This is a genomic window from Bacteroides congonensis (assembly GCF_900130125.1).
Taxonomy (GTDB): domain Bacteria; phylum Bacteroidota; class Bacteroidia; order Bacteroidales; family Bacteroidaceae; genus Bacteroides; species Bacteroides congonensis.
In genome coordinates, this window is the sequence record NZ_FQXY01000011.1 from 1062314 (window position 1) to 1084664 (window position 22351).

The window sequence follows — 22351 nt, forward strand, 5'->3', positions numbered from 1 at the left end:
CTTATAGTTTAAAATATTCTTGTAAATATAGCTCCATAAACAACCGCATGGAACGACAGTACGCTTCATGTGCCATGTCGTCCATACAGCAATTGTCCGTATAGCAGCCACCGGCACAATGCCATCTGGCGATACAATGGCGGCAATTTTTATTCATGTTTTGGTCATGTGCCAAAATATCCTTTAGTTTTTCTTCGTATATCTCTACCTGGCCAGTGTCGTTGATTTTGCCGAAAATAAATTGATTATAAAGCGTATCCCTGGATGATGAAACGCAGTGGCATATTGACACCATTCCTTCTGCTGTAACAACAAATTTGCCGGGGCAATATCTATCTGCCAGGCAGGCGGAATTGTTGAGATAAGGTGTAGTGAGATAAATTCCCTTCTCCCTAGCTAATGTCTTAGCCCTGAAAAAAGCGGTAACGAATTCGTGATAGTAGCTTTCACGTGTTTGGACATCAGTGAAATAACTGTCGGATATGATCGGTTTAAATGACACTTTCTTTACCATTGGCATAGTTTCGCTCATTGTTTTTATCATTGATTCCATCAACAATACATTGTCATGTGTGATAACAGTATTAAGTGCTACATCCAGTCCGTTGTCTGCAAAGCGGTTGATATTCCTGTATACTTTCTGGTATTCTCCTCGTTGCTTGTTTTGAATCTCTTCTAAGATGTCAAACGATACGGAAAGGCTGATGTTATGATGCATGCAATATGCTATAAATTCATCGGTTGCAATAGAACCGTTGGTTACTATTGATACAGGTAAGTCCTGGTCTCGTTTTTCATTTGCCCGATAGGCGTAATCCAATGCTTTTCTCACTACTTCCCATGATAGCAAAGGCTCTCCTCCACCCAATACAGAAATCGTAAGCCTTTTTCCTTTAGCTCTTTCCGGTGCGAAAAAGTAATCAATAGCTGCATAAAGTTTTTTGCTCTCGATTTCTTTGCCCGATCGTCCATGAGCTGAATAACAATATGAACAATGAAAGTTGCATTTGTTATTGGGTAGAATCATCATATTGAGTAAACCATCAACCGATTTTGGGGTGAAATATATTGTTTTCGGCTCATCGTTAATGTGCCCTAATATTTCATTGATACTGTCGTCATGTTCCGGGGCGTTGCCTGCCAAAACCGCTTCCAATTTTTGTAGCGTTGTAGCGGATATTAATCGCGCATACTGTACAAGAGGTAAATAAACAATCCATTGACCTGCATTATTGCCTGAACTTATGCAATGGATGTAGATTTCTTTATTACTTAATAAATTAATATTTTTGCTCATTGTCATGCTGCTGAGAATAAGTTACTGTTTTACAATTACCCCCTCCATATCTTTACCTAAGGTTTTGGTAAGGCGTACATTGTAGAAATTGCCTTGTACCAGAGGGTGGTCTGAATGAATAATGACTTTGGGATCGGCCATAGGCGTGCTATGCTCACCCCGTCCTATGGAGTAATTACCCTTTATTTCATCAATAATCATCCGCTCTGTTGTATTGACAAGCGAATCGTTCAGTTCTTGGTAAATTTGTTTTTGTAAAGCCATCAATTCAAGAGCTCTGCTCCGTTTTATCTCTTTGGAGATAGTATCTTCGTAGTGTGAGTCACAATAGGTGCCACGTTCATGTGAATAAGGGAATACTCCCATTCGCTCAAAACGTTGTTTTATCACAAATTCCCGCAATTCATCAAAGTCAGCATCTGTTTCACCGGGATGTCCGGTCATAATAGTCGTACGTAAATATACGTCTGGTACTTCACTGCGTATTTCGGTAATTAACTCGATAAGTGATTCTTTACTTGTGCCGCGCCGCATCAGGCGTAACATCTTTGTGCTGCAATGTTGAATCGCCATATCGATATATTTGCAAATATTGTCGCGTTGATGCATTACCTGCAACAGTTCTTTGGGAAATGCAGTTGGATAAGCATAATGCAATCGAATCCATTCGACACCCTTGATGTCGGAGATACGGCACATCAATTCGGCTATTCGATTGTCTCCATATAGGTCGATGCCATAAGCGGTGGTATTCTGTGCCACAATCTGCAGTTCTTTTACTCCTTTAGCGGCCAACTGCCGGCATTCGTCTAATACATCTTTCATATCTCGTGAGCGCAAAGGCCCATTGATGCGTGGTTTTATGCAGTAGGAGCAAGGCTGGTTACAGCCTTCTGATATTTTGATGTATGCGTAGTGGGGTGGTGTAGTTAAGATGCGGTTATTACATTCGATATATTCACCACCCAAATCATGCACAATATTATGCCAGTCGAAATTACCGTAGAACCGTTCTATCTCTGGCGCAATCTGTTTAATTCTAGCTCCGATTTTTTGGGAGTAGCATCCCATCACCCATATCTGTTTTATCAATCCCTCGTTTTTTTGAGTTACCAACTGGAGAATTGCTTTCCGCGAATCGTTTTCGGCATCACCGGTGAAACCACATGTGTTGATTATCACGATGTCGGTTTTTGATGTAGGAGTACCAAATTCTGTCTCCAAACCGCAACGGGCTAATTGTGCCATAAGTTTCTCACTGTCAACGAGATTTTTGAAACAACCGATATTTACTATATTTATTTTCATAACGGATTATTCTATAATTTCTCCCGACATGTTATCAGCGGTAGCAGTTTTTATTTTGATTTTTACGTTCTGATTAACTTTTGTATCGGCATTAGGGATGAAGGTTGTTATACGATGTTTGGCATCTCGACCATACCACCAACCGTCACGCCAAATTCCTTCAGCTATTACATTTATTGTGTTTTCGATTTCGTTTTCATATAGTTGCAGTCGGATTTGTTCCTTTTTGTGTCTTATGATATCGGCTCGTTCGAGTTTTACTGTTTCTGTTACATCATCAGTATAACATCCGGCAGCTTTGGTATGTGAGCGCATTGAGAACCGGAAAATATTAATATCGTCAAACTTCAATTCGTCAATGAGTTGGCATGTTGCATTGAAGTCTGCGTCACTCTCGGAACAAAAGCCTACCATGACATCTGTAATGATAGACATGTCAGGTATCTGTTTACGTATTGATGCAATACGTTTGCGAAAATCGTCTACATTATACCCCCGGTGCATCATCTCTAATATTCTGTCTGAACCGGATTGCAATGGAAGATGCACCACATGCATAATATTAGGATGTGAAGCAATTATCCGGATAATCGCATCATTGAATGAAATGGGATGAGATGATAGGAACTTTATCCGAAGTTGGGGACAGGATTCAGCGACACAGGCTAATAGTCCGGCGAAATCTGTAGTCTTGCCGTTTTTGGGGTCAGTCCACCTGTATTTATCAATAATATGTCCCACTAAGGTTAGTTCCCGATATCCGTTGTTCATTATATCGTGTGCTTCATGCAATATAGAATCAACGTCACGACAATGTTCACGCCCCCGTGTGAAAGGCTCGATACAGTAAGAGCAAAATTGGTTGCATCCTTTCATGACAGTAATTGCGGCTGTAGTTTGCCCTTCCATGTATCGAAGCGGCAGTACATCGCCATACATCTCATTATTGTCTATTACAATCTTACGGATTCTTCTTTCACCATTGGCGATTTGTTCTGCTATCTGTGGTAATAGCCTATAGCAATTAGGGTTGACAATGGCTTTTACAAAAGGATAAAGAGAGAATACTTCAGTATCTATGAGTGAAGCGAAACAACCAGCTATAATGACACTTCTTTTATCATCTTCTATTTCTTGTGCGAAAGCCCGAAGGCGTTCAAATATCTTGTTATGTCCATCTTCGCGTACAGAGCAGGAGTTGAGTATGATTATGTCGGCTTCTTTGGGAACCGGGACAAAACAATTGCCGCTATGTTGCAATAACGACATGATTATCTCGCTATCACAGATATTCATTCTGCAACCATATGTTTCAATGTGTATCTTATTCATCTTGTTTTGAGATTCGATTTCATATACATTTCATATCTCAGTTCCATTAACTCTTTCATATGGCTTTTTTCAGGACAGCAATAGTTGATAGTTGTACCTTCATATTTATTGCGCATACGGGTGAGCGGGCAACCTCCTCCACATAGAGTGATGAACTCACATTCCAAACAACGTTTATCCCGGGTATAGTCCGCTCCGGTCAAGTAGCGGGAGAACTTGACCATATCGATTTTTCCACTATGTACGTTGCCTGTCTCCTGTTCTTTTTGCCCTACCATGCGCCAGCACTTGTAAATCTCACCCTCCGGACCTATGACAAAAGCAAAATATTTGCTGGCTACACAACTATGGCGGCGAAATTTGGGAAGGAAAGATTTTATTTCAATGCCATATCTGTCGAAAAGGTCAAGCACGAATTTAGCTTTGTATCCCCCTTCACTGATATTGTGTTCGGGTGATACACACTCCGATGACAATAAATCGGATACAAATCCCGGATAAAGAGTGGCACGCTTGTCTGTTATCTCGGCATGGAAATTATCGTGGAAGTTGTGATAGTCGTCTTTGTTACGGAGATCTATATTCGTGCGGATATCAATTGTTACAGTTTTATTAACTTCAAGCAGATATTTCAGGTTATTCAAAATAGTGCGATATGTAGGTTGCCCTCCCAAAAGCGCTCTCCGGCTATTGTGTACTTCTTCTGTTCCATCAAGGGTGATTTGGATGTTTCGCATACATAATTCCGTCATCTTATCTGCTATGTTTTTATTTAGCAGATAGCCGTTTGTTACCATTTTGGCTGAGTATTCTACATCCAGTGCAAGAAATTTCTTTGTAAGCCTTTCCATAGATTGAAAATTCAGCAAGGGCTCTCCACCATACCATACTACATTCAGGCGCTTCATGTTAGGGTTGGAACGCAGAAAAGAAATGATGGCATCTTCAGTCTTTTCTGTCATTGAGATGACAGGCCGGTCTTGTTCGTAACAGTAGATGCATCCGAAATTGCAACCACGGGTAGGCAGAATAGTCAGTGCCACGTCAGATGAATTGTATTTGTTCTTCAGTACATCCGCAAGATATACATTCAAGTCGTCTTCTTGATTTGGCACAATGATACGGGCATGTACAAGCATTTCACTACCGGCGAGATCTTTATATTTGTCCGGATTGTCTTTAAGTTGAAGCCATTCATCAATCGATTGTTCACTGATATGGATAAAAACTTGTGACATCGTATTAAATAATAAGTACCCGTATTTTTTAGTTTTTGCCAGTATGTTGTATTTAGACCAATACATAGTTATAATTGTTACATATTAAAAATAGAAATCGGTGATGTCCTGATAATAGAGGAACCACCGATTTCTAATACAATGGTTAGAGGCTGAGGTCACCCCAGCACATGTCGCAAGGACCATTCTCGTTGAAATTGCTGAATGAGTTTACAGAGCTAAACTCTACATTTACAGCAATTAAGTCAAAAAGTAAATTCTGCATATATGTCGTTAATTGAATATTTTTCCTACTCTTTTTAAGGTTTTTCGGATTCCACCTGTATTTTTCTGTCTTATATTATTTGGTGCCTCAACGCTTTCTTAAATACTGGCTGCTTACATAAGCATTTTCTGTCCCATATTTAATTTTTGCAAAGCCGTTTGTTATGCTGAATACTTCTACAGTTTGATTAGGTCTTATTGTGCCTATTACCCTTGAATTTGTATTGGGGGCTGAACGAATATTTAGCGCGGAACGTGCGGTGCAATAATAAGTCGTTGTTTGAGATGCTACGTATTGATTGGTTGTGGGCGTTTGGTAACTGGGGGAATGGGATGTCTCAGCATTGGCTGCAATCAACAGAACGACTATGGCTATTGCTATCAGTAGCGTATAGATATTCCAAAATATATATCTGACACCAAGCAAGATGAGTCCTAATATATAACTGGCAATGCCAATGATAGCGAACGCAATGTATCCAATGAAACATGCGCCGAAAATAGAGAGTACCCCAAAAATGAAACCATCACTGCTGAAAACGCCCAATACCCATATTATCAATCCGACAATAGCTCCAATGCCGGCAATTCCCATAATTGCCGTTGTAGCGTTTTCTGCATTTTCATTCAACCAATTGCCAAAATTGGCTACTCCGTTATTAAGCCCTTCCCACCAGTTTGAAGACGTACTTGTATAAGTCGGGGTATAATGTGTATCCGGCAGATTCGGGCGTGCCCGCCTTATGATTCTTCCATATTGATCTGTAGCCATATTCTTACTTACTTTTCCGCATAGGGGACGATGATACTCGTAGTTACTTGTAGCGGATAAGAGAATATTTCCGCCTGCTCACCGCCAATTTTGGGATTATTGGTATTACAAACCAATGTGTATTGTGTGAGGTTGGGCAGAAGCCGCTGTGTGTACTCCGGATTATTACGATTTAGCAAATCGAGTGCCATTTTTATGGCTATGATAGTCACGAAATTTATATCTGCTGAAATGCCTGGTTCGAAACTGACTTTTTCTAGTTCCTCTTCGGTGGTGTAGAAACGGCGGTGCTGTGTTATGCGTCCCGAAGTATACCCTACAATAGATAAAAAATCTTCATAGGTAGGCATCCCTTCAGGCAAGCAATAGAATATTTCGCCTGCAAAAGCACGTTCCCAACATCCTATTGACATAAATGATGCACCGGTTTGGGTAGCAAATCGATTTGCGTAGAGGTCACCCTCACGATTATCCGCACCTCCTATGATAATGGAATCTGTGTTACAGAATTCTAGTATTTTATCACGATCTACATCCTGTATGGTAGAATTGAATTTTAAGACTTTCGCATAAGGATTGATTTGCAAAATCCTGTCTGCTACTGCGTCCGTTTTGTAGCGTCCCACGTCGTATATGCCACATTGATGCCGGCAAATGTTGTGATAGCTGAAAACATCATTGTCCACCAACATGAATGCTCCTACTCCGGCCTTAGCCAATTCTACGGCAACAAGACTGCCAACGGAACCGCATCCGATGAATAAAGCTCTTTTTTCCAGCATGGTGGAAGATTCTAAAATACCGGTATTGCGGGAAAATACATCTAATTTTAAAGTGTAAGGCTCAATTTTTACTTCTGTAAGTGTCGCGATTTGTATCAAGTGCAGTCCGTCCTGAGTTCTATACCCAACCAACGTTTCTTCGATGTTTTCTGCGTTTCCTCCGGCAGATAATACAAATTCCTTTAATGCCAATAGTTGTTTTTCGGGTAAATCCTTGCGATTATTTTTAGTTTCACTGGTACGGAAACGTTCAGCTTTTGTTAGCTCCTTGTCAAGAACCGCCTTTTGCGGCTTTATTTGCGCTCTTATATTTTCATCAAGTAATTCAAATATGTTTTCTTGAAAAATATATCCTAATTTTTTAATTCTTGTATTGTCAATCCGGGCGTTATCAGGCATTATATTATAGTAATACGTGTTACTTACATAATAACCATATAAAGGTCCATAATACGGATTGTCATCACACTCTATAATACTTGCCGGAACCATGGCTTTGGGTTCTATGCTGCGGGATAAAACTGCATTCATAATTTTAATAGTTTTCTGATGATTCCACAAAATTCGGTTGCAGCGTCAGACAATGTATAACGTTCTATACCTTCTACTGCTCCTTGCTCTATTGTCGTGTCATTGGATACAGGTTGGGGGGATTCCTCTGTCGCTGATTCGTTTGTAAGTGATCCTTTTGTTGCATTTTTGCGGATAATCCCTTGTTGATCGAAGGTTGGCAGGTTGTCTATATCAGTATAGCATAAAGCTAAGAAATCTTCAGGTATCGTTTCGCCGTCATCGACAAAGCATTCTATTTTCTCATATTCTCCTTTTTGTGTAACATGATACATTGTAAAGCGCATTTGAGGATCACAATTTACCAAAGCAGAAATAGAACCGCATTCTCTTTCTTTTGCGAACTTAAGGTTGGTTTCATCGTCCGTGCTTGAGAATACATCCATACTGCCTGGGTGGCGATGCCACAAACCAAGTACTTGCAGGTTGCCTTTATATTGTAGGGCTATGACGTTGGAAAGATAGTTGACAAATTCTGCGTCATATTCGAAATATGCCCTCTGATGTATGGTGTGATAACCTGGTGGTATTGTTTCTACAACTACCCATGCACCATTGTCTAAGATGTAACCAATAAAGATGCCTCCAGTTTCGATCGGATGCTTGTCTATGGTTTCCGTCACGATAGCGTTAAATGCACGTTGTGTGAATATAACGTAAGAATTATCAGTCATAATCAAATTCCCTCCGGCTTGTTAAACAATTTTTCATCAAGGTCTCCGGTGAGTACAAGTTCAAAAGCCGTAAGCCACTTAACAGCCCAGGTCAGAGTTTGAACGGCGGACGTGACGTATTGTCCGTTTGACATATCTTCCGCACGAGTTGTACAGAGATATTTTCCACCTTCCTGATCATTAATCAGATGGTGTGGATAATAACCTAATGTGTTGCGTACGTTTTCTACGGAAGGATTTAATAAGTATACGCATACAGATCCTCCCATAGCTGCTTCAGGGTGATTCGGACGATAGATAGCCATAACCTCCCATTCTGTATTGTCATAAATGCCGGGACATAGTGTACCTACCCAACATAAGCAGTTGTTCCATCGACTATCGGGATCGTTTATCTTTTGGAGTTGGAACTGAGGAAAATTGTTATACATCGCGTCTTTTTCGTCTTGGAACAGCTCCGGGTCATATTCATACCATTGAGAGGCTAATTTTCCTTGTTGGGTCACTAGTTTGGTTTGTTCTTGCCCCGTTACATTTCCATTGGAACTAAGTTGAAGAGGTCGTCCGGCTTTAAGGTCGTCTGCTAATTTCTGGCGTTTTAATTTTGTAGGATCCAAGGCTAGTTTCCCTTGTTGGGTCACTAGTTTGGTTTGTTCTTGCCCCGTTACATTTCCATTGGAACTAAGTTGAAGAGGTCGTCCGGCTTTAAGGTCGTCTGCCAATTTCTGGCGTTTTAATTTTGTAGGATCCAGGGCCAATTGTCCTACTGGAATAACAAGTCGATAATTATATTTGCTCATAATCTCAAAATTTGGGTTCTTTTTATTAATTGACAGTTGACAAAAACGGTAATTTCTATATTTCGACTTTCCAGATACTGCTGTGTTTTTCTTTAGCGGAAAAAACGTTTGGCAGTATTGTGTCTACCTTCTGTGCAAATATATGGAGTTTTGTATTTATGTATTGAAATAAAGTGTCTCTGATTGGTTGACATGTCAACCAATCAGAGACACTTCTTGCCGTGAAATGATTTGCAAAATATTTATGTCTGGATTTATTCTTGTGTTGTATTTCTTTTTATCTCCTCTGAATAGAGCGAAAAGAAATCAAACTTTAAAATGGTGGATATTCTTGTGAGTGTATCGGTGTCTATTGAATTCTTATCAAATATTTTGTAAATATTTGTTCTGCTGCATGGTAAATGTTTCGCTAACCAAACAACCGTTTTGTGGCGTTCTTCCATCTTTTGCCTGATTTGTTTACCTATGTGAATCATAAGAGTGTTCCGTTTTGTTGGTAGGTTTCTATGCCCGGCCGTATGTGCTTACTTTTAAATTTGTGTAATTATCATTATATTATTGCTCGAGAGTGCAAACTTAGTCAAACTTGTATGCATATATTGTAGACAAATGTCCCTGATTGGTTTACATGTAAACTAATCAGGGACATTTGTGCTGTTTTATTTAATAAATAACCAGTGTCTGATTATTCTTGATTTTTGTTTGTTTTTATGTAGTCTGAATAAAGTGAGAAGAAATCAAACTCCAAAATAGTGGATATTTTGGTGAGAGTCTCTGTATCTACGGAGTACTTTTCAAATATTTTATATACATTTGTTCTGCTGCATGACAGTTGTCTGGATAGCCAAATAACTGTTTTTTGACGTTCTTTCATTTTCAGTCTGATGAGTGAACCTATATGAATCATAAGAGTACTGTGGGTGAATTGCTGATAGATTCCCGTACTCAGCGATGTGTTTGTTCATGTATATACATACGAGAAGGCGCGGGGAATCTGTTCCTGCTTATCCCATCTTTTAGGCTCTCGCATTGCCTTCCTCGGAGGATAAGCAACGCCAGTTAGCCCACGCCTGTATGATATATACACCCCTTTCCACCAATTGTTCATTGATGGAAAAAGAGATATGACATAATCATACCACGTAGACGCCTTTGTTGCCATTCCCTTTCCGAGTTTTGGATTTGCGAGATTCAAAAGAAAAAAGGATAACGCATGAAAACGTCTTTCAATATGTATGCTCCCGGCCATTAACCCTTAATGGCTGACTGAAGCATTGCAAAAGTATGACTTTTCAGCTAATGGGGCAAATCTTTTTAGGCTTTTTCTTTTTTTAATACTTCCTCTTTATTGATATATTCGTTCTTCACTCTCATCACATAAAGCTTATCCGTTCATTCACAACTACTTCCTGTGAATGAACGGCATTATTTTCACTCTTCACCATCCTTCACCCTCTTCACCAAATACACATTCCCCAACCTTGTATGCTGTCGGCTGATACCTGCTGCGGTCAGAATTTGCGCCAGTTGGATAGGAGTGCAGCTACGAAGCACGGCCGGAAACCTTTTTTTTAATTCCTGATGGATAATAGCGGCGGAGAGCGACAGGCAGTCCGGCTCATCCAACGCAGCAGACGCGTATGTGTTGCGCACAATGTCTTCTATGGGGTTGACATGATAATAGGCGCTGTTATGACGTTGCAAGGCATGTTCTTCCTCTTTGCTGAACCAGTGGCGGGCGCCTGAAAGCAGTTCTTCTTTCAGTTGTGCATAGATTTGTGAATGTTCTATTCCGGTGCAGTCTATATCATGTTCCGCTTCAATACAGATGAATCTGCGGCTGCCCGTCGGGTCACGGAGCAAGTCGGTACGGTTGCTTGTTCCGATGAAAGAAGCGATGCGTGGGAGCGGCCGGAAGTTTTTCTGATAGGCTTTGCAAATGTTAAGGCTGGACATTTGCATTAGATTTTTCAGTAACGGCATCTTTTGCGCTCCATATTTGTCAAACTCATCCATATTGAGTAACCCCATCTCGGCCAGAAGACGTTCGGGATTGCCCTGCGCGGTTAGTTTCAGATTGTCAGAATAATAGCGGGCTAGTTGCGGCGGCATCAGCATACGGCAGAAGGTGGACTTATGACGTCCCTGTTCTTCGCTGATAAGTATCGGGGCTACGCTGTTTGCCTGTGTCTGATTTATTCCCGACCATTGGGCGGCAAGACCGAGCATCCAGGTATGGAAACTTTTAATCCATATTGTAGCGTCGGATACCCGCTTCGCCAAGGGTTTCAACCGATCCGTCCCGTCCCACGTTGGTAGCTCATTCATATAGAGCCGGAATGGGTGGTAACTTTCCACTTGGGTGGAGTAGATATATCTTTGAAGATCTTTGTCCCAGCAGTTGATACCTTCTTTATGAGCTTCCAGGCAGAAGGTGTTCAGTTCCCGCTTGTCTATGCGACAGAAAGGGATATCCCGCCCGCCGTATGGGCGGAATTCGGTTTCTTCGGTGAGCAGATTGTAGCGGAAGTCATATCGAGCTTCTAAAAAGTCAATCACTTGTTGCGTCAGGAGAACGGGTTGCTTATGTGCTTCATGCCTATGTGCTTCCTGTTCATGTTTATCTTGTTCATGTACTTCTTGTATTTGCGGTTCGTCTTTTGGGACGATCGCTGAAACGATGACGTTTGACGATTCTTTCATCAATACCCGTATTCTTTTTGCCAGGCGTTTTGAGTTATATTCTAATGTCTTCATATTTTTCTTCTTTTTAAATGAATAAATGTTGTTTTTTCGACCGGTTGATGCTGCTAAGGTATAACATGGAATATGGGGTTTGCAAGTATTTAACAAAGAAAATGTTTATTTTCTTCTGAAACGAAAAACATGCTTTCTTATGCTGATATGTCGTTACTTTGTCGTATCTTTAGTGCTTGTTTGAGGAAAGCCGACTGGAGTTGTCCGGTTGGCTGACTATAGTTGACCGAACAGCCGATTCCAGTTGTCTGAATAGCCGATTACAGTCGTCCTATGATGAAGTTACACATTTTAATTGATAAGAAGTAATGGCTATTGTATTTGATTGGTATGAAAATCCTAACGTATCTTCGGAAGAAGAAGAGGCGGCGTTGCATCCCCGTATCTTTATGAATGGTAAGGTGGATACGGATATGCTTTGTTACAAGATTCATGATTACAGTTCGTTGACTGTGGGTGATGTGAAGAATGTGCTTGACAACCTGTCGAAGATTCTCGGCGAATCGTTGCGTGAGGGAAAAGAAGTGCATATCGAGGGGATCGGTTATTTCTATCCCACTTTGGCGGCTACGGGGAAAGTGACCCGCAGCACTCCGCATAAAACGAATAAGGTGACTTTCAAAACCGTCCGTTTCCGTCCTGACAGTAATCTGAAAGGACATTTTGTCGGCGTCCGTGCCAGTCAGTCTAAGTACGTCCGTCATTCGGAAAAGGTTTCGGAAGTGGAGATTGATATGCTGTTGAAAGAATATTTTGCCGGACATCAGATGATGACCCGCCGGGATTTTCAGGAGATATGCGGCTTGGCTCGTACTACGGCAAAAACGCATTTAGTCCGTCTGCGTGGGGAAGGAAAACTTGTGAATATCGGCTTGCGTAATCAACCGATGTATGTGCCTGCTCCCGGTTATTATGGGGTGTCGAGAGATGCGGCACACCCTTCACGATAAGCGGCACATCCTTCACGATAAGTAGTCTTACCTGCGATGATACCGGTCGTGAAGGATGTGAAAGAGGCTTTTTATTCGGGTTATCACACGAAATAGTTGATAACTTGAGAGTTATCCTCATGTGAAGAGAATGAAAGAGAAGAAGCGGACTCTATTTCGCTATGTACTTTTTCATTCCTTCCGTGTAGTAAGTCTTGAACTCTCCGTTTTCTCCGCTGTATATAAAGTAAGCGTCAATTTCTGGGTTTGCCTTGCAGAAAGTTTCCGCTTTTTCCAGTCCCATTACCATGAATGCGGTAGCCAGGGCGTCGGCGGTCATGCAGTCCTTGGCGATTACGGTAGAGGACAAGATGCTGTGCTGTACCGGATAGCCCGTTCTCGGGTCGATGGTATGGGCATATTTCTTGCCATCTTTATAGTAATAGTTGCGATAGTTGCCGGAAGTTGCCAAGCCTAAGTCTGAAATTTCGAGTATTGTTTGTAGGTCTTGGTTTACGGCCAGTGAGTCGTCGACGGGTTTGTTGATTCCAATGCGCCATAAGTTATTGGAAGGGTTTTTGCCTTTTACTACTACCTCACCGCCAATGTCTACCATATAGTTTTTTATACCTTTCCGGTCGAGCAGACGTGCTACTACGTCTACCGAATACCCTTTGGCTACTGCACTACAACTCAACATGATACGCGGATCTTGCTTGATAACTTCACCGTTCTCCAATTTCACCTTTTCATATCCGGTGATTTGTAGCAAACTGTCTATCATTAATGAATCCGGGAAAGCTCCTTTCTTGAAACCGAATCCCCAAGCATTGGCAAGAGGGGCTACCGTGATGTCGAAAGCGCCTTTTGTTTCGCGTGATATTTCCATCGAACGGTTGAAGCAATTTTGAAAGAAGCTGTCGGTAACCAATTCTTCGTTACGGTTTACACGGCTAATGACAGAACTGTCGTTAAATGGCGATAGAGAATTGTCAAAGCGTTGCAGTTCCGCTTCGATTTCCGGCTTTAAGTCGCCTTCGTGCTGATAGGTGATTTTATATACGGTTCCGAATACCAGACCTTTGATGCTATTGTAGTTGGATTGCTGATTGCGTCTGGCTAATATCCAGATAGTTGCCAGAATCAGGAAAGCCAGCCAAAGGAAACTCTTCTTTGTTTTCATATGCTCTTTGATTTGATGGGAAAACTCTTTTTATTGGAAAAACAGATGCTCGATTAATATTTTCGTTCCGATGATGACCAGAATAATGCCGCCCCATAATTCCGCTTTCAACTTCCGGGCAAGTCCGCAACCGCATTGAATGCCGAAGATAAGCCCGAACATGGACATGACAAATGAGACGAAGCCTATGATAAGGATAGGGGAGAGGATTTCGCTGTAGTCCTGAACTCCTAAAAAGGCGAATGAAATGCCGACTGCCAATGCGTCGATACTTGTTGCTATTGCCATAGTGAATACCACTTTCAGGTTTGCCGGATTGAATAATTGACAGCACTCTTCTTCCTTGAAAGATTCCCAAATCATCCGACCACCGAGGAAAGCAAGAATCGCGAAAGCAATCCAATGGTCTACGCTTTCTATAAGATGGCTGAAACTTTTGGCAAACATCCATCCGATAAAAGGCATGATGGCCTGAAAGAGTCCGAAGGCAAAAGCCATGACCAGCATAGGTTTCCATCGGGTGCGTTTCAAAATAATGCCGCTTGCAATCGAAACAGCGAAACAATCCATCGCCAAACCTATGGCAAGCAACCAAATCTCTAGTCCTGTCATTATATTCTAAAGAGGCAGTTTGTAAATGAGGGAATAGGTGATTCCCATATTGTTCGATTTAAATTTTCCGTAGCCGGGCACATACCACGGGTCGCCGTACTCTCCGGTAGAAGCGCTTGTCTTGTACTTCATGCGTATCGACCAACCCATATTAAAGTTCTTGTAAATACGTACTTTAACGCCTAAGACGATTTCAAGCCATTGTACCGAGCCTTTCATTCCCAAGTGGCTGAAAGGGACGCTTCCGCCCCAGTAATCATCTTCCAGACTCGGATTGCCTATGACGTCTCCCCAAATCGGGTCACCTGCCGGCATGGTGGATACATCGTATTTGAAGGAACTGAATGCGTAACGAAGGCCTGCATACAGGTAGCTGTTCTTTTCTTTCTTCTTTGCCATGGTGTTGTAGTCCACACCGATCCGGAAGAACGGGGCAGCTTTGCTCTTATAGTGGATACCCGTTTCGCTCCAGGTGTCTGTTCCACCCATACCGAATTCTATGGTAGGGATGAATTTGTTTTTGAGGTTGACTGCCACGCTGATTTCGGAACTCATGAAGTCGCTACCAAGAAGTTTGCTTCCTGGGCCGTATAAGTCCACGCCAATGTATGTACCATTGTAAAAAGGAATGGTATCTACTTCGGCAACCTTATTTTTTTTCTGATCTCTTTTGGGTGTATGGGTCGGGCGTTGTTGCTGCGCTAACAACGGGAGTCCGATGCAAAAGAGCAGAAGCAGGCTAGTCAGTCGTAATCGGTGTGCGGTCACGATATTTAAAGAATATCTGTAGATTCTCAATTTCATTACTATTGGCTTCTTTATTTCTAAAATAGATAGAGTCTATTTTCTCTGAACTATTGGCTCTGTTTCCGAACTTGGTGCTGATGATATTTTGTTTCATCATATATCCGCATTCCATTGACTGGAAATAGGGCGTATTCTGCTGTACGATATATAGGGTATCTACATCGTCAGGATTGTCTACCGGATTGTATTGGAGAATAAACACGGTAGAATCGCTGGTATAACGTAACGGCAGCATTATCTTATGCACTTTTTTCTCGTTGTTGAGAATGATTGAGTCCGTCCCCAATGCTTTGATTGTCAGTGAGTCAAGTGTGTCGTTTAACACCTTGGTCGGGTCAAGGCTCTTGTCTATGGTCTTGAATGTGCAATACATCATCGGGCGTCCCGCCAACGAACAATCGTTCTCGTCCGAGCATGAACTATGGATGCTCACAGCGGCACCGACGATTATCAATAGGAGAAAGATACGAACTAAATTCTTCATAGTCAATTATTGAATGTGAATCAAATTTTCTTTTCTATCTGATAGTTATTCCGTTCCGGCGCATTACGCGAGATTAGTTCGCCAAGGAATCCGGCAAGGAATAATTGTGTACCTATAATCATTGCCGTGAGTGACAAATAAAAATAGGGAGAGTCGGTCACCAATCGGTAGGGCAGACCGTTGGACATGGCATATAGTTTGCTGGCGCCTACGATGATGACAGAAATCATTCCGACGAGAAACATCAAAGAACCCAGCAATCCGAAGAAATGCATCGGCTTGATTCCGAATTTGGAAAGGAACCAAAGGGAGAGCAAGTCTAGATAGCCGTTGACAAAGCGGTTGAGCCCGAATTTGGTAGTGCCGTACTTGCGTGCCTGGTGATGTACCACCTTTTCACCGATTTTTTTGAATCCGGCGTTCTTTGCCAAGTAGGGGATATAGCGGTGCATTTCACCGTACACTTCGATGTGTTTTACTACATCTTTGCGATATGCTTTCAGTCCGCAATTAAAGTCGTGCAGGTTTTTAACACCTGAGACTTTGCGTGCGGTGGCGTTGAATAACTTGGTTGGCAGTGTTTTCGATAATGGATCATATCTTTTTTGCTTCCAACCGGATACGAGGTCGTAACCATCTTCGGTTATCATCCGGTAGAGTTCGGGAATTTCGTCCGGGCTATCTTGCAGGTCTGCATCCATCGTGATAACCACGTCACCCTGGGCTTCGGCGAATCCGCAGTAGAGTGCGGGAGATTTGCCATAGTTGCGGCGGAATTTGATACCTTTTACGTGTTCTGATTGCGTCTTGAGCTTTTCTATCACTTCCCATGAGTGGTCGGTGCTTCCGTCGTTAACGAAAATCACTTCGAATGAGAATCCGTTGGCTTGCATTACCCGTTCTATCCAAGCGTAGAGTTCGGGTAGTGACTCTTCTTCATTGAATAATGGGACTACAACTGATATATCCATCTTTTTATTACTAAATTACGAATTACAAATTACGATTGCGAAGGTTTGTTGTTCTCAGGTTTTGCTCTTTTCATCACCATTAATGCGGTAGGGATGGCAAGGAGGCTTCCCCAGAATACATCCCATGATAATAGTTGCATGGTGATATTTATGGAATTGAGTGAACGGACACTGTCTATCGTCTCTTTTATAATCTCTTTGCTTTCAATCAGGGCGGGGGTGTTTGCCATCAGTTCGTCCCATAGTTGTGTATAAGAATTGATGATAAAGCCGTGGTCGATAAACTGGAAATAGATGTAATGGGCTACAGCTACCAGCAAGGAGGCAAACATATACATAAATATAGTAAAAAGGACAGCATGCGAAAACTGGATGCTTCCTCCGCATATCTTATCCCGATACATCTTCGTATAGTGGTAGCCGATGAACGGTACGGCCAATGTCAGGATTATAAATAAGAAAGAAAAGAAAGGGATACGAAACCCTAGTGGGAATAGTATGAATTTCAATATCCAATAGGCTCCCATATACGTGCCAAAGTGCATGGCATATTTCTGTAAATAGCTTCTGTTTTCTGTCATCTTCATTTATAAATTGCGCACAAAGGTACGAATAATATCGGTTGGTAGGGGAAATATGGTTGTTAAAGTTAATAAAGCAATAAAAGTTGCTACCCGGGATTTTTTTTGTACTTTTAATTGCTTGAAATGTAGTCTGTTAGTCTTTTTGTGTGAAAAAAGTTATCCATATCTATTGCAGGATTCATAAAAATGCCTACCTTTGCAACCGCAAAACGGGTAAGTCCTATACGGCCAGCTCCCTTCGAATCCTCCAGGGCTTGATCGCAGCAAAGGTAGTTGGTTGTAGCGGCGCGATATAGTTAGCTTACCCACCCGCCTCTTTAGCTCAGTTGGCCAGAGCACGTGATTTGTAATCTCGGGGTCGTTGGTTCGAATCCGACAAGAGGCTCAAAAATTGGATATACAGCCAGTTCACGAAGGAAAAAGCATTCAGGTATTTGCCTGAATGCTTTTCTTTTTTTATATATGTCTATCGGGTACGCCTGTGCAATTTTACAAAGACTCCTAAAATTATCAGAGCAATTAGTAATGTAACTCCGAATGCCCAATAATTGATAACCCGTGATTCTGCATTGAGGGTATAATTGCCTGCCAAGAGCCGGAAACCATCTACTTTCCAAATAGCTGAATTGTTATTTAGTGTTCTTGCGTTGGAGGAAAGTAGTTTGCCGGGCATTGTCAACTCGAATCGTATGGTGTTATAGAGCACCTCGGCTATTTCGATTTTTTGTTCACATATGCTGTCCATGGCTTCTTTATTCTTTAAATAAAGTTCTGAATAGAATTTGGTTTGGTAGATTTTATCTAAAATGTTACAGAGAGCATCCGTTTGGGCATCTCCCCAAGTGTCTTGGGCGGAGAAGTGTTTTTTATAAACTGCTTCTTTTGATTCGTCCAAACGGTGTATATTGGTTGTGTCGCCCTGCGCCAAAATGAAATCATGAATCACTTCCCAGTTGATTTCGTATTGGCTGCGGCTATACCATTGTCCGAATTTGGTTTCGATTCCGTCCAGTTTATCTTTCAATTCCATTCCGCTTAGTCCGTCGTAAGCTCTGTTGTCTCCGCAGAACCAAATGATTTGCTCTTCTTTATTCATGTAATTGCTGAGGGGTACAGGCCCTTTATCCATAAGCTCTTTGTAGGTGGCGGTGTATATATAATAGGTATAAAACCACCTGAATCTTTTCTTCACTCGTTCTGTGGGGATAGTTAAGGGGTGCATGTATTCTTTTCCTTTTGTGACGGAAAAGTATTCTCCATCTACAACCGGTAGTTTTCTGCAAACTTTTACGTTCAGTTTTTCTTCCTCTCCCCAAAAGTTGAACTTGACGGCAGAGTCCAGTTTTACTATTTGCCAGTCTGTGTCTATCTGAAACAGAAATGGATTGTGGGTCTTGTCTCCTGCGATGAAAGCGGAATCACCTCGGGCATAAACTTCCCTGTATATGCTTCCGTCACTTTCTATTCGTGAAGTCATCCGGTAGTTGGTGCTACAAGAAGCTGTACCGAGTAGCAACAATGCTGTTATGAATAAATGAGTAGTTTTCATATCTTGATTTATTTGGATCGGTTTTCTTTGATTAACTGGATAATACGTGTCTGCCGGAGTTGCCGCTGTCGCGTGAATCGAGAGGACAGATAATTGTTTTTCTCTTGAAGTCCCATCTCTTTCCAATTCTCCGGTAATGGGAATGAAGTGCTGTTTTGCCAGTCTCCATATCCATTCTGTTGAGGTGTGGGAGAAAGATAAGTATCGTTTATGAATAGTAGGAGTAACACTGCGGCAGCAAGTCCTGACAGCCAGGCACCAATCAGGAACTTTCTCCTTCCGGTTTTGGGATGCGACCGGGGAATGCTATTCAGAATAGACGTTGTCAACTCTTCCGGATTCTTTAATATTGGCTGTTTGTTTTTGAGTTCGGACAGCCATTCTTCATACAGTTTATCTTCTTGTTTCATAAATCGGGGTCTATTTGATTCATTTTATTACGTATATTCTTCCGTGCCAGATACAAGGTGCTCTTTATCTTTTCCGGAGTTAATCCTGTGATACTTTGAACTTCCGTCACTTCCAGTTCTTCGACATCCCGAAGCATGAACACTATTCTCTGTTGTGCGGGCAGTTCGTCGGTATAGCGCAATATCAATTCTTTCAACTGTTTGTTGGCGAGTGATATTTCAATATTATCGTCCGAAGGAATATCTGCTGAATCAGAAAATGAAGATTCTTTGTCTAAGGGTGAATGGCTCAATGAACGCAAACGGTCATAGCAGGCATTGCAGGTAATTTTGTAAAGCCATGTAGAAAAGCGCTTTTCCCTATCATATGATTTCAATGATAGCCAGACTTTGACAAATGTTTCCTGCGTCATGTCTCTTGCTTCATCCTCATCGCAAAGTAACCGGAAGGAAAGCCGGAATACCAATGACTGGAATTCGGAAACCAAACGACCAAATGCTTCCTTGTCATCCTGCCGACTCCGGTCTACCAACTTCTGTATTTCTTCCTGATTCATCATTTATTCTTGTTTATAATATGATACGTTATAAAATACTTCCGGTCGTTTACGAATTATCAAATATACGAAAAAAAATATGAGACTCTATGACTTTTCTCTTAGGGGGTCGTGTATGATTAGGCTATAATGCAGGAATGATGTTTCTTTAATTAGGAAATGCCGATTTTTATTTGTTACTTTGTATGAAACAAATTCATTTAAGTGAAGAATATGAGAAGGATAGAATTGATCGAAACGTTGAAGGATATATTAAAACGTGTAGTTCCGAATGCACAGGCTATTCTTTATGGCTCAGAAGCTAGAGGGGAAGCGCGCCCGGATAGTGATGTAGACTTGCTGATATTGCTTGATAAGAATGAGATAACCTTGGAAGAAGAGGAAGAAATAACTGCACCGATATATGATATGGAGTTTGAGAAGGGAATTGTTATTAGTCCAATCGTGATGACTCGTAAGCGTTGGGAAGAAGCTAAAAAGCAAACGTTGTTTTACTATAATGTTTTAAAAGATGGGATTCTTTTGCAATGAATGAAGACATACGACAGGATATAGTAATATATAGAATGGGTAAAGCCCATCAACTATTGCACGATGTAGATATTCTCGTAGAAAATGAGTTATGGAATTCTGCTATTCTGCTATTAATAGAATGATAAAAGCTTATATAAAAATTCCCGGGCGATATCGTCCGGGGATTTTATTTAACGTCAGTTCGATATAAACCTGACTATTCCGCTTCTCCTCCTTCTGGAAGGAGGAGTCCCCGTAGGGGGAGGTGGTAGGTGAAATTGCAAATCTATATATTTCTGAATAACAGACTACTATATTTACCTACCACCCCGTCCTTCGGACACCCCTCCTTCCAGAAGGAGGGGAAACCATGCGGACGAAATTATATCGAATTCACGTTATTTAGAAGTAAAATAGAGATTTACTTAATTCTCTTATATCCATACACAGCCAAATCACCAAGCTCTTCTTCAATGCGAAGTAACTGATTATACTTGGCCATACGGTCAGAACGGCTCAAAGAGCCGGTTTTGATTTGTCCGCTGTTGGTAGCTACTGCGATGTCGGCGATAGTAGCGTCTTCCGTTTCACCGGAACGGTGGGAAGTGACGGTAGTATAGCCGTGGCGGTGAGCCATTTCGATAGCGTTCAATGTCTCAGTCAAAGAACCAATTTGGTTTACTTTAATAAGGATAGAGTTGGCGCAACCTTTTTCGATACCCATTGCAAGGAAATCGACGTTTGTCACGAACAGGTCGTCACCTACCAACTGGCAGCGGTCACCGATACGTTCAGTGAGTTTCTTCCAGCCGTCCCAGTCATTTTCACTCATACCGTCTTCGATAGAGTCAATAGGATATTTGTTGATTAACTCTTCCAAATAGTCGATTTGTTCCTCGGCGGTACGTTTCTTGCCTTTTTCGCCTTCAAACTTAGTGTAATCGTAAATGCCGTCATGGTAGAATTCCGAAGAAGCGCAGTCCATACCGATCATTACGTCTTTGCCCGGTTCGTATCCTGCTGCTTTGATAGCGGCGAGAATAGAATTCAAAGCGTCTTCCGTACCTTCCAGGTTAGGAGCAAAACCACCTTCGTCACCTACGGCAGTGCTAAGCCCACGGTCTTTCAATACTTTCTTCAATGCATGGAATACTTCAGCACCCATGCGCAAACCTTCTCTGAAAGAGGGAGCACCTACCGGGCGAATCATAAATTCCTGGAATGCGATAGGAGCATCACTATGTGAACCACCATTGATGATATTCATCATCGGCACGGGCATTACATACGTATTTGTTCCACCGATATAGCGGTATAAAGGAAGGTCTAAATAGTTGGCGGCAGCTTTGGCTACGGCAAGAGAAACACCGAGGATAGCGTTAGCACCCAAGTTGGATTTGGTCTTAGTGCCATCTAGTGCCAACATTGCGTAGTCGATTCCTCTCTGGTTGAGTGAAGACATTCCGACCAATTTCGGAGCAATGACTTTATTTACATTGTCAACCGCTTTTTGTACACCTTTTCCACCATAGCGTTGCTTGTCACCATCGCGAAGCTCCAATGCTTCGTGTTCACCTGTGGAAGCACCCGACGGCACTGACGCGCGTCCCATAATTCCTGATTCCAATACTACGTCAACTTCTACTGTGGGGTTACCTCTTGAGTCGAGAATTTCTCGAGCTACAATTTTTTCAATTTTCATCGTTTCTATTGTTTTTGAATAAGATTTTTGCAAAAGTACGGACTTGACGGGGAGTGGGAAATCACTATAAATAGGTATTCTTTTTGTTCCTGTTCCCTATATGTCATTAGTTCACGTCCTTATACTATAACAACGGGACGATGCTTTTTGTTTGAACGTAATGGAGGAAATGTGAAGTGACAAGGGCTTCCTGTTTGAAATTTGTTCGGCATTATGGGGAATTCTTTTTGCGTATGTTTTCCGAAGGAGGTTTGGT

21 protein-coding genes and 1 tRNA gene are annotated in these 22351 nt (G+C 41.7%); 3 read left to right on the forward strand and 19 right to left on the reverse strand.

Going from position 1 to position 22351, the window contains the following annotated elements; genetic code table 11:
- Nucleotide 1: 1 nt before the first annotated feature.
- From BQ7997_RS26070 to BQ7997_RS21675, 9 genes are all read right to left on the reverse strand, one after another.
- Nucleotides 2-1297, reverse strand: a complete 1296-nt coding sequence (locus BQ7997_RS26070) for a radical SAM protein (RefSeq protein WP_159436788.1) — start codon at nt 1295-1297, stop codon at nt 2-4.
- Between the two features lie 21 nt (nt 1298-1318).
- Nucleotides 1319-2605: a 30S ribosomal protein S12 methylthiotransferase RimO gene (gene rimO / locus BQ7997_RS21625; protein WP_073348004.1), complete on the reverse strand. Its 1287-nt coding sequence runs from the start codon at nt 2603-2605 to the stop codon at nt 1319-1321.
- Nucleotides 2606-2611: 6 nt separating this feature from the next.
- Entirely contained in the window at nt 2612-3937 is a 1326-nt protein-coding gene (locus BQ7997_RS21630; RefSeq protein ID WP_073348005.1) for a MiaB/RimO family radical SAM methylthiotransferase, read from the reverse strand.
- Nucleotides 3934-5175: a radical SAM/SPASM domain-containing protein gene (locus tag BQ7997_RS21635; RefSeq protein WP_073348006.1), complete on the reverse strand. Its 1242-nt coding sequence runs from the start codon at nt 5173-5175 to the stop codon at nt 3934-3936. The genes BQ7997_RS21630 and BQ7997_RS21635 overlap by 4 nt, the downstream gene beginning before the upstream one ends.
- Before the next feature lie 352 nt (nt 5176-5527).
- Nucleotides 5528-6211 (reverse strand): SH3 domain-containing protein, encoded by a 684-nt coding sequence (locus tag BQ7997_RS21640; RefSeq protein ID WP_073348007.1) that lies wholly within the window; start codon nt 6209-6211, stop codon nt 5528-5530.
- A gap of 8 nt (nt 6212-6219) precedes the next feature.
- Nucleotides 6220-7524, reverse strand: a complete 1305-nt coding sequence (locus tag BQ7997_RS21645; RefSeq protein WP_073348008.1) for a HesA/MoeB/ThiF family protein — start codon at nt 7522-7524, stop codon at nt 6220-6222.
- Nucleotides 7521-8237 carry a Mov34/MPN/PAD-1 family protein gene (locus tag BQ7997_RS21650; protein WP_073348009.1) on the reverse strand — a complete coding sequence of 239 codons (717 nt, stop codon included), beginning with the start codon at nt 8235-8237 and terminating at the stop codon, nt 7521-7523. Before BQ7997_RS21650 ends, BQ7997_RS21645 begins: the two co-directional genes overlap by 4 nt.
- Nucleotides 8238-8239: 2 nt before the next feature.
- Entirely contained in the window at nt 8240-8959 is a 720-nt protein-coding gene (locus BQ7997_RS21655) for a hypothetical protein (RefSeq protein ID WP_139260956.1), read from the reverse strand.
- 1509 nt (nt 8960-10468) lie between these two features.
- A complete protein-coding gene (locus BQ7997_RS21675; RefSeq protein WP_073348014.1) occupies nt 10469-11794 on the reverse strand; it encodes a VapE domain-containing protein in 1326 nt (441 codons plus the stop codon).
- A 308-nt stretch (nt 11795-12102) separates the two neighbouring features.
- Between BQ7997_RS21675 and BQ7997_RS21680 the strand changes: the two genes are divergently transcribed.
- Nucleotides 12103-12744, forward strand: a complete 642-nt coding sequence (locus tag BQ7997_RS21680; RefSeq protein WP_073348015.1) for an HU family DNA-binding protein — start codon at nt 12103-12105, stop codon at nt 12742-12744.
- A gap of 151 nt (nt 12745-12895) precedes the next feature.
- Here the strand turns inward: BQ7997_RS21680 and BQ7997_RS21685 are convergent, their stop codons facing one another.
- The 6 genes from BQ7997_RS21685 to BQ7997_RS21710 are packed head-to-tail and all read right to left on the reverse strand — an operon-like array spanning nt 12896 to nt 17367.
- Nucleotides 12896-13906, reverse strand: a complete 1011-nt coding sequence (locus tag BQ7997_RS21685; protein ID WP_073348016.1) for an FAD:protein FMN transferase — start codon at nt 13904-13906, stop codon at nt 12896-12898.
- 30 nt (nt 13907-13936) lie between these two features.
- Nucleotides 13937-14518, reverse strand: a complete 582-nt coding sequence (locus BQ7997_RS21690; RefSeq protein WP_073348017.1) for a manganese efflux pump MntP — start codon at nt 14516-14518, stop codon at nt 13937-13939.
- Nucleotides 14519-14524: 6 nt separating this feature from the next.
- Entirely contained in the window at nt 14525-15322 is a 798-nt protein-coding gene (locus BQ7997_RS21695) for a DUF6048 family protein (protein WP_083589326.1), read from the reverse strand.
- Nucleotides 15258-15809, reverse strand: coding sequence for a DUF6452 family protein (locus tag BQ7997_RS21700; RefSeq protein ID WP_073348019.1), 552 nt, complete (start codon nt 15807-15809; stop codon nt 15258-15260). Before BQ7997_RS21700 ends, BQ7997_RS21695 begins: the two co-directional genes overlap by 65 nt.
- Before the next feature lie 20 nt (nt 15810-15829).
- Entirely contained in the window at nt 15830-16780 is a 951-nt protein-coding gene (locus BQ7997_RS21705; protein ID WP_073348020.1) for a glycosyltransferase family 2 protein, read from the reverse strand.
- Between the two features lie 29 nt (nt 16781-16809).
- Nucleotides 16810-17367, reverse strand: a complete 558-nt coding sequence (locus BQ7997_RS21710; protein WP_073348021.1) for a DUF4199 domain-containing protein — start codon at nt 17365-17367, stop codon at nt 16810-16812.
- 308 nt (nt 17368-17675) lie between these two features.
- Between BQ7997_RS21710 and BQ7997_RS21720 the strand changes: the two genes are divergently transcribed.
- A tRNA-Thr gene (locus tag BQ7997_RS21720) sits at nt 17676-17749 on the forward strand.
- Between the two features lie 81 nt (nt 17750-17830).
- Here the strand turns inward: BQ7997_RS21720 and BQ7997_RS21725 are convergent.
- Genes BQ7997_RS21725 through BQ7997_RS21735 form a run of 3 tightly spaced genes read right to left on the reverse strand, consistent with a single transcriptional unit; the run spans nt 17831 to nt 19883 of the window.
- The gene (locus BQ7997_RS21725; RefSeq protein WP_073348023.1) at nt 17831-18913 is read right to left on the reverse strand and encodes a hypothetical protein; all 1083 of its coding nucleotides are present in this window, start codon (nt 18911-18913) and stop codon (nt 17831-17833) included.
- Nucleotides 18914-18921: 8 nt separating this feature from the next.
- On the reverse strand, nt 18922-19323 hold the full coding sequence (locus BQ7997_RS21730; protein ID WP_073348024.1) for a hypothetical protein: 402 nt from the start codon (nt 19321-19323) through the stop codon (nt 18922-18924).
- Complete coding sequence (locus BQ7997_RS21735) at nt 19320-19883, reverse strand: RNA polymerase sigma factor (protein ID WP_073348025.1); 564 nt, start codon at nt 19881-19883, stop codon at nt 19320-19322. Before BQ7997_RS21735 ends, BQ7997_RS21730 begins: the two co-directional genes overlap by 4 nt.
- Before the next feature lie 210 nt (nt 19884-20093).
- Here BQ7997_RS21735 and BQ7997_RS21740 point away from each other — a divergent pair, with 210 nt between their 5' ends.
- Nucleotides 20094-20411 (forward strand): nucleotidyltransferase domain-containing protein, encoded by a 318-nt coding sequence (locus BQ7997_RS21740; RefSeq protein ID WP_022137344.1) that lies wholly within the window; start codon nt 20094-20096, stop codon nt 20409-20411.
- Between the two features lie 403 nt (nt 20412-20814).
- Here BQ7997_RS21740 and eno read toward each other — a convergent pair whose 3' ends face one another.
- Nucleotides 20815-22095: a phosphopyruvate hydratase gene (gene eno / locus BQ7997_RS21745; protein WP_073348026.1), complete on the reverse strand. Its 1281-nt coding sequence runs from the start codon at nt 22093-22095 to the stop codon at nt 20815-20817.
- Between the last annotated feature and the right edge of the window lie 256 nt (nt 22096-22351).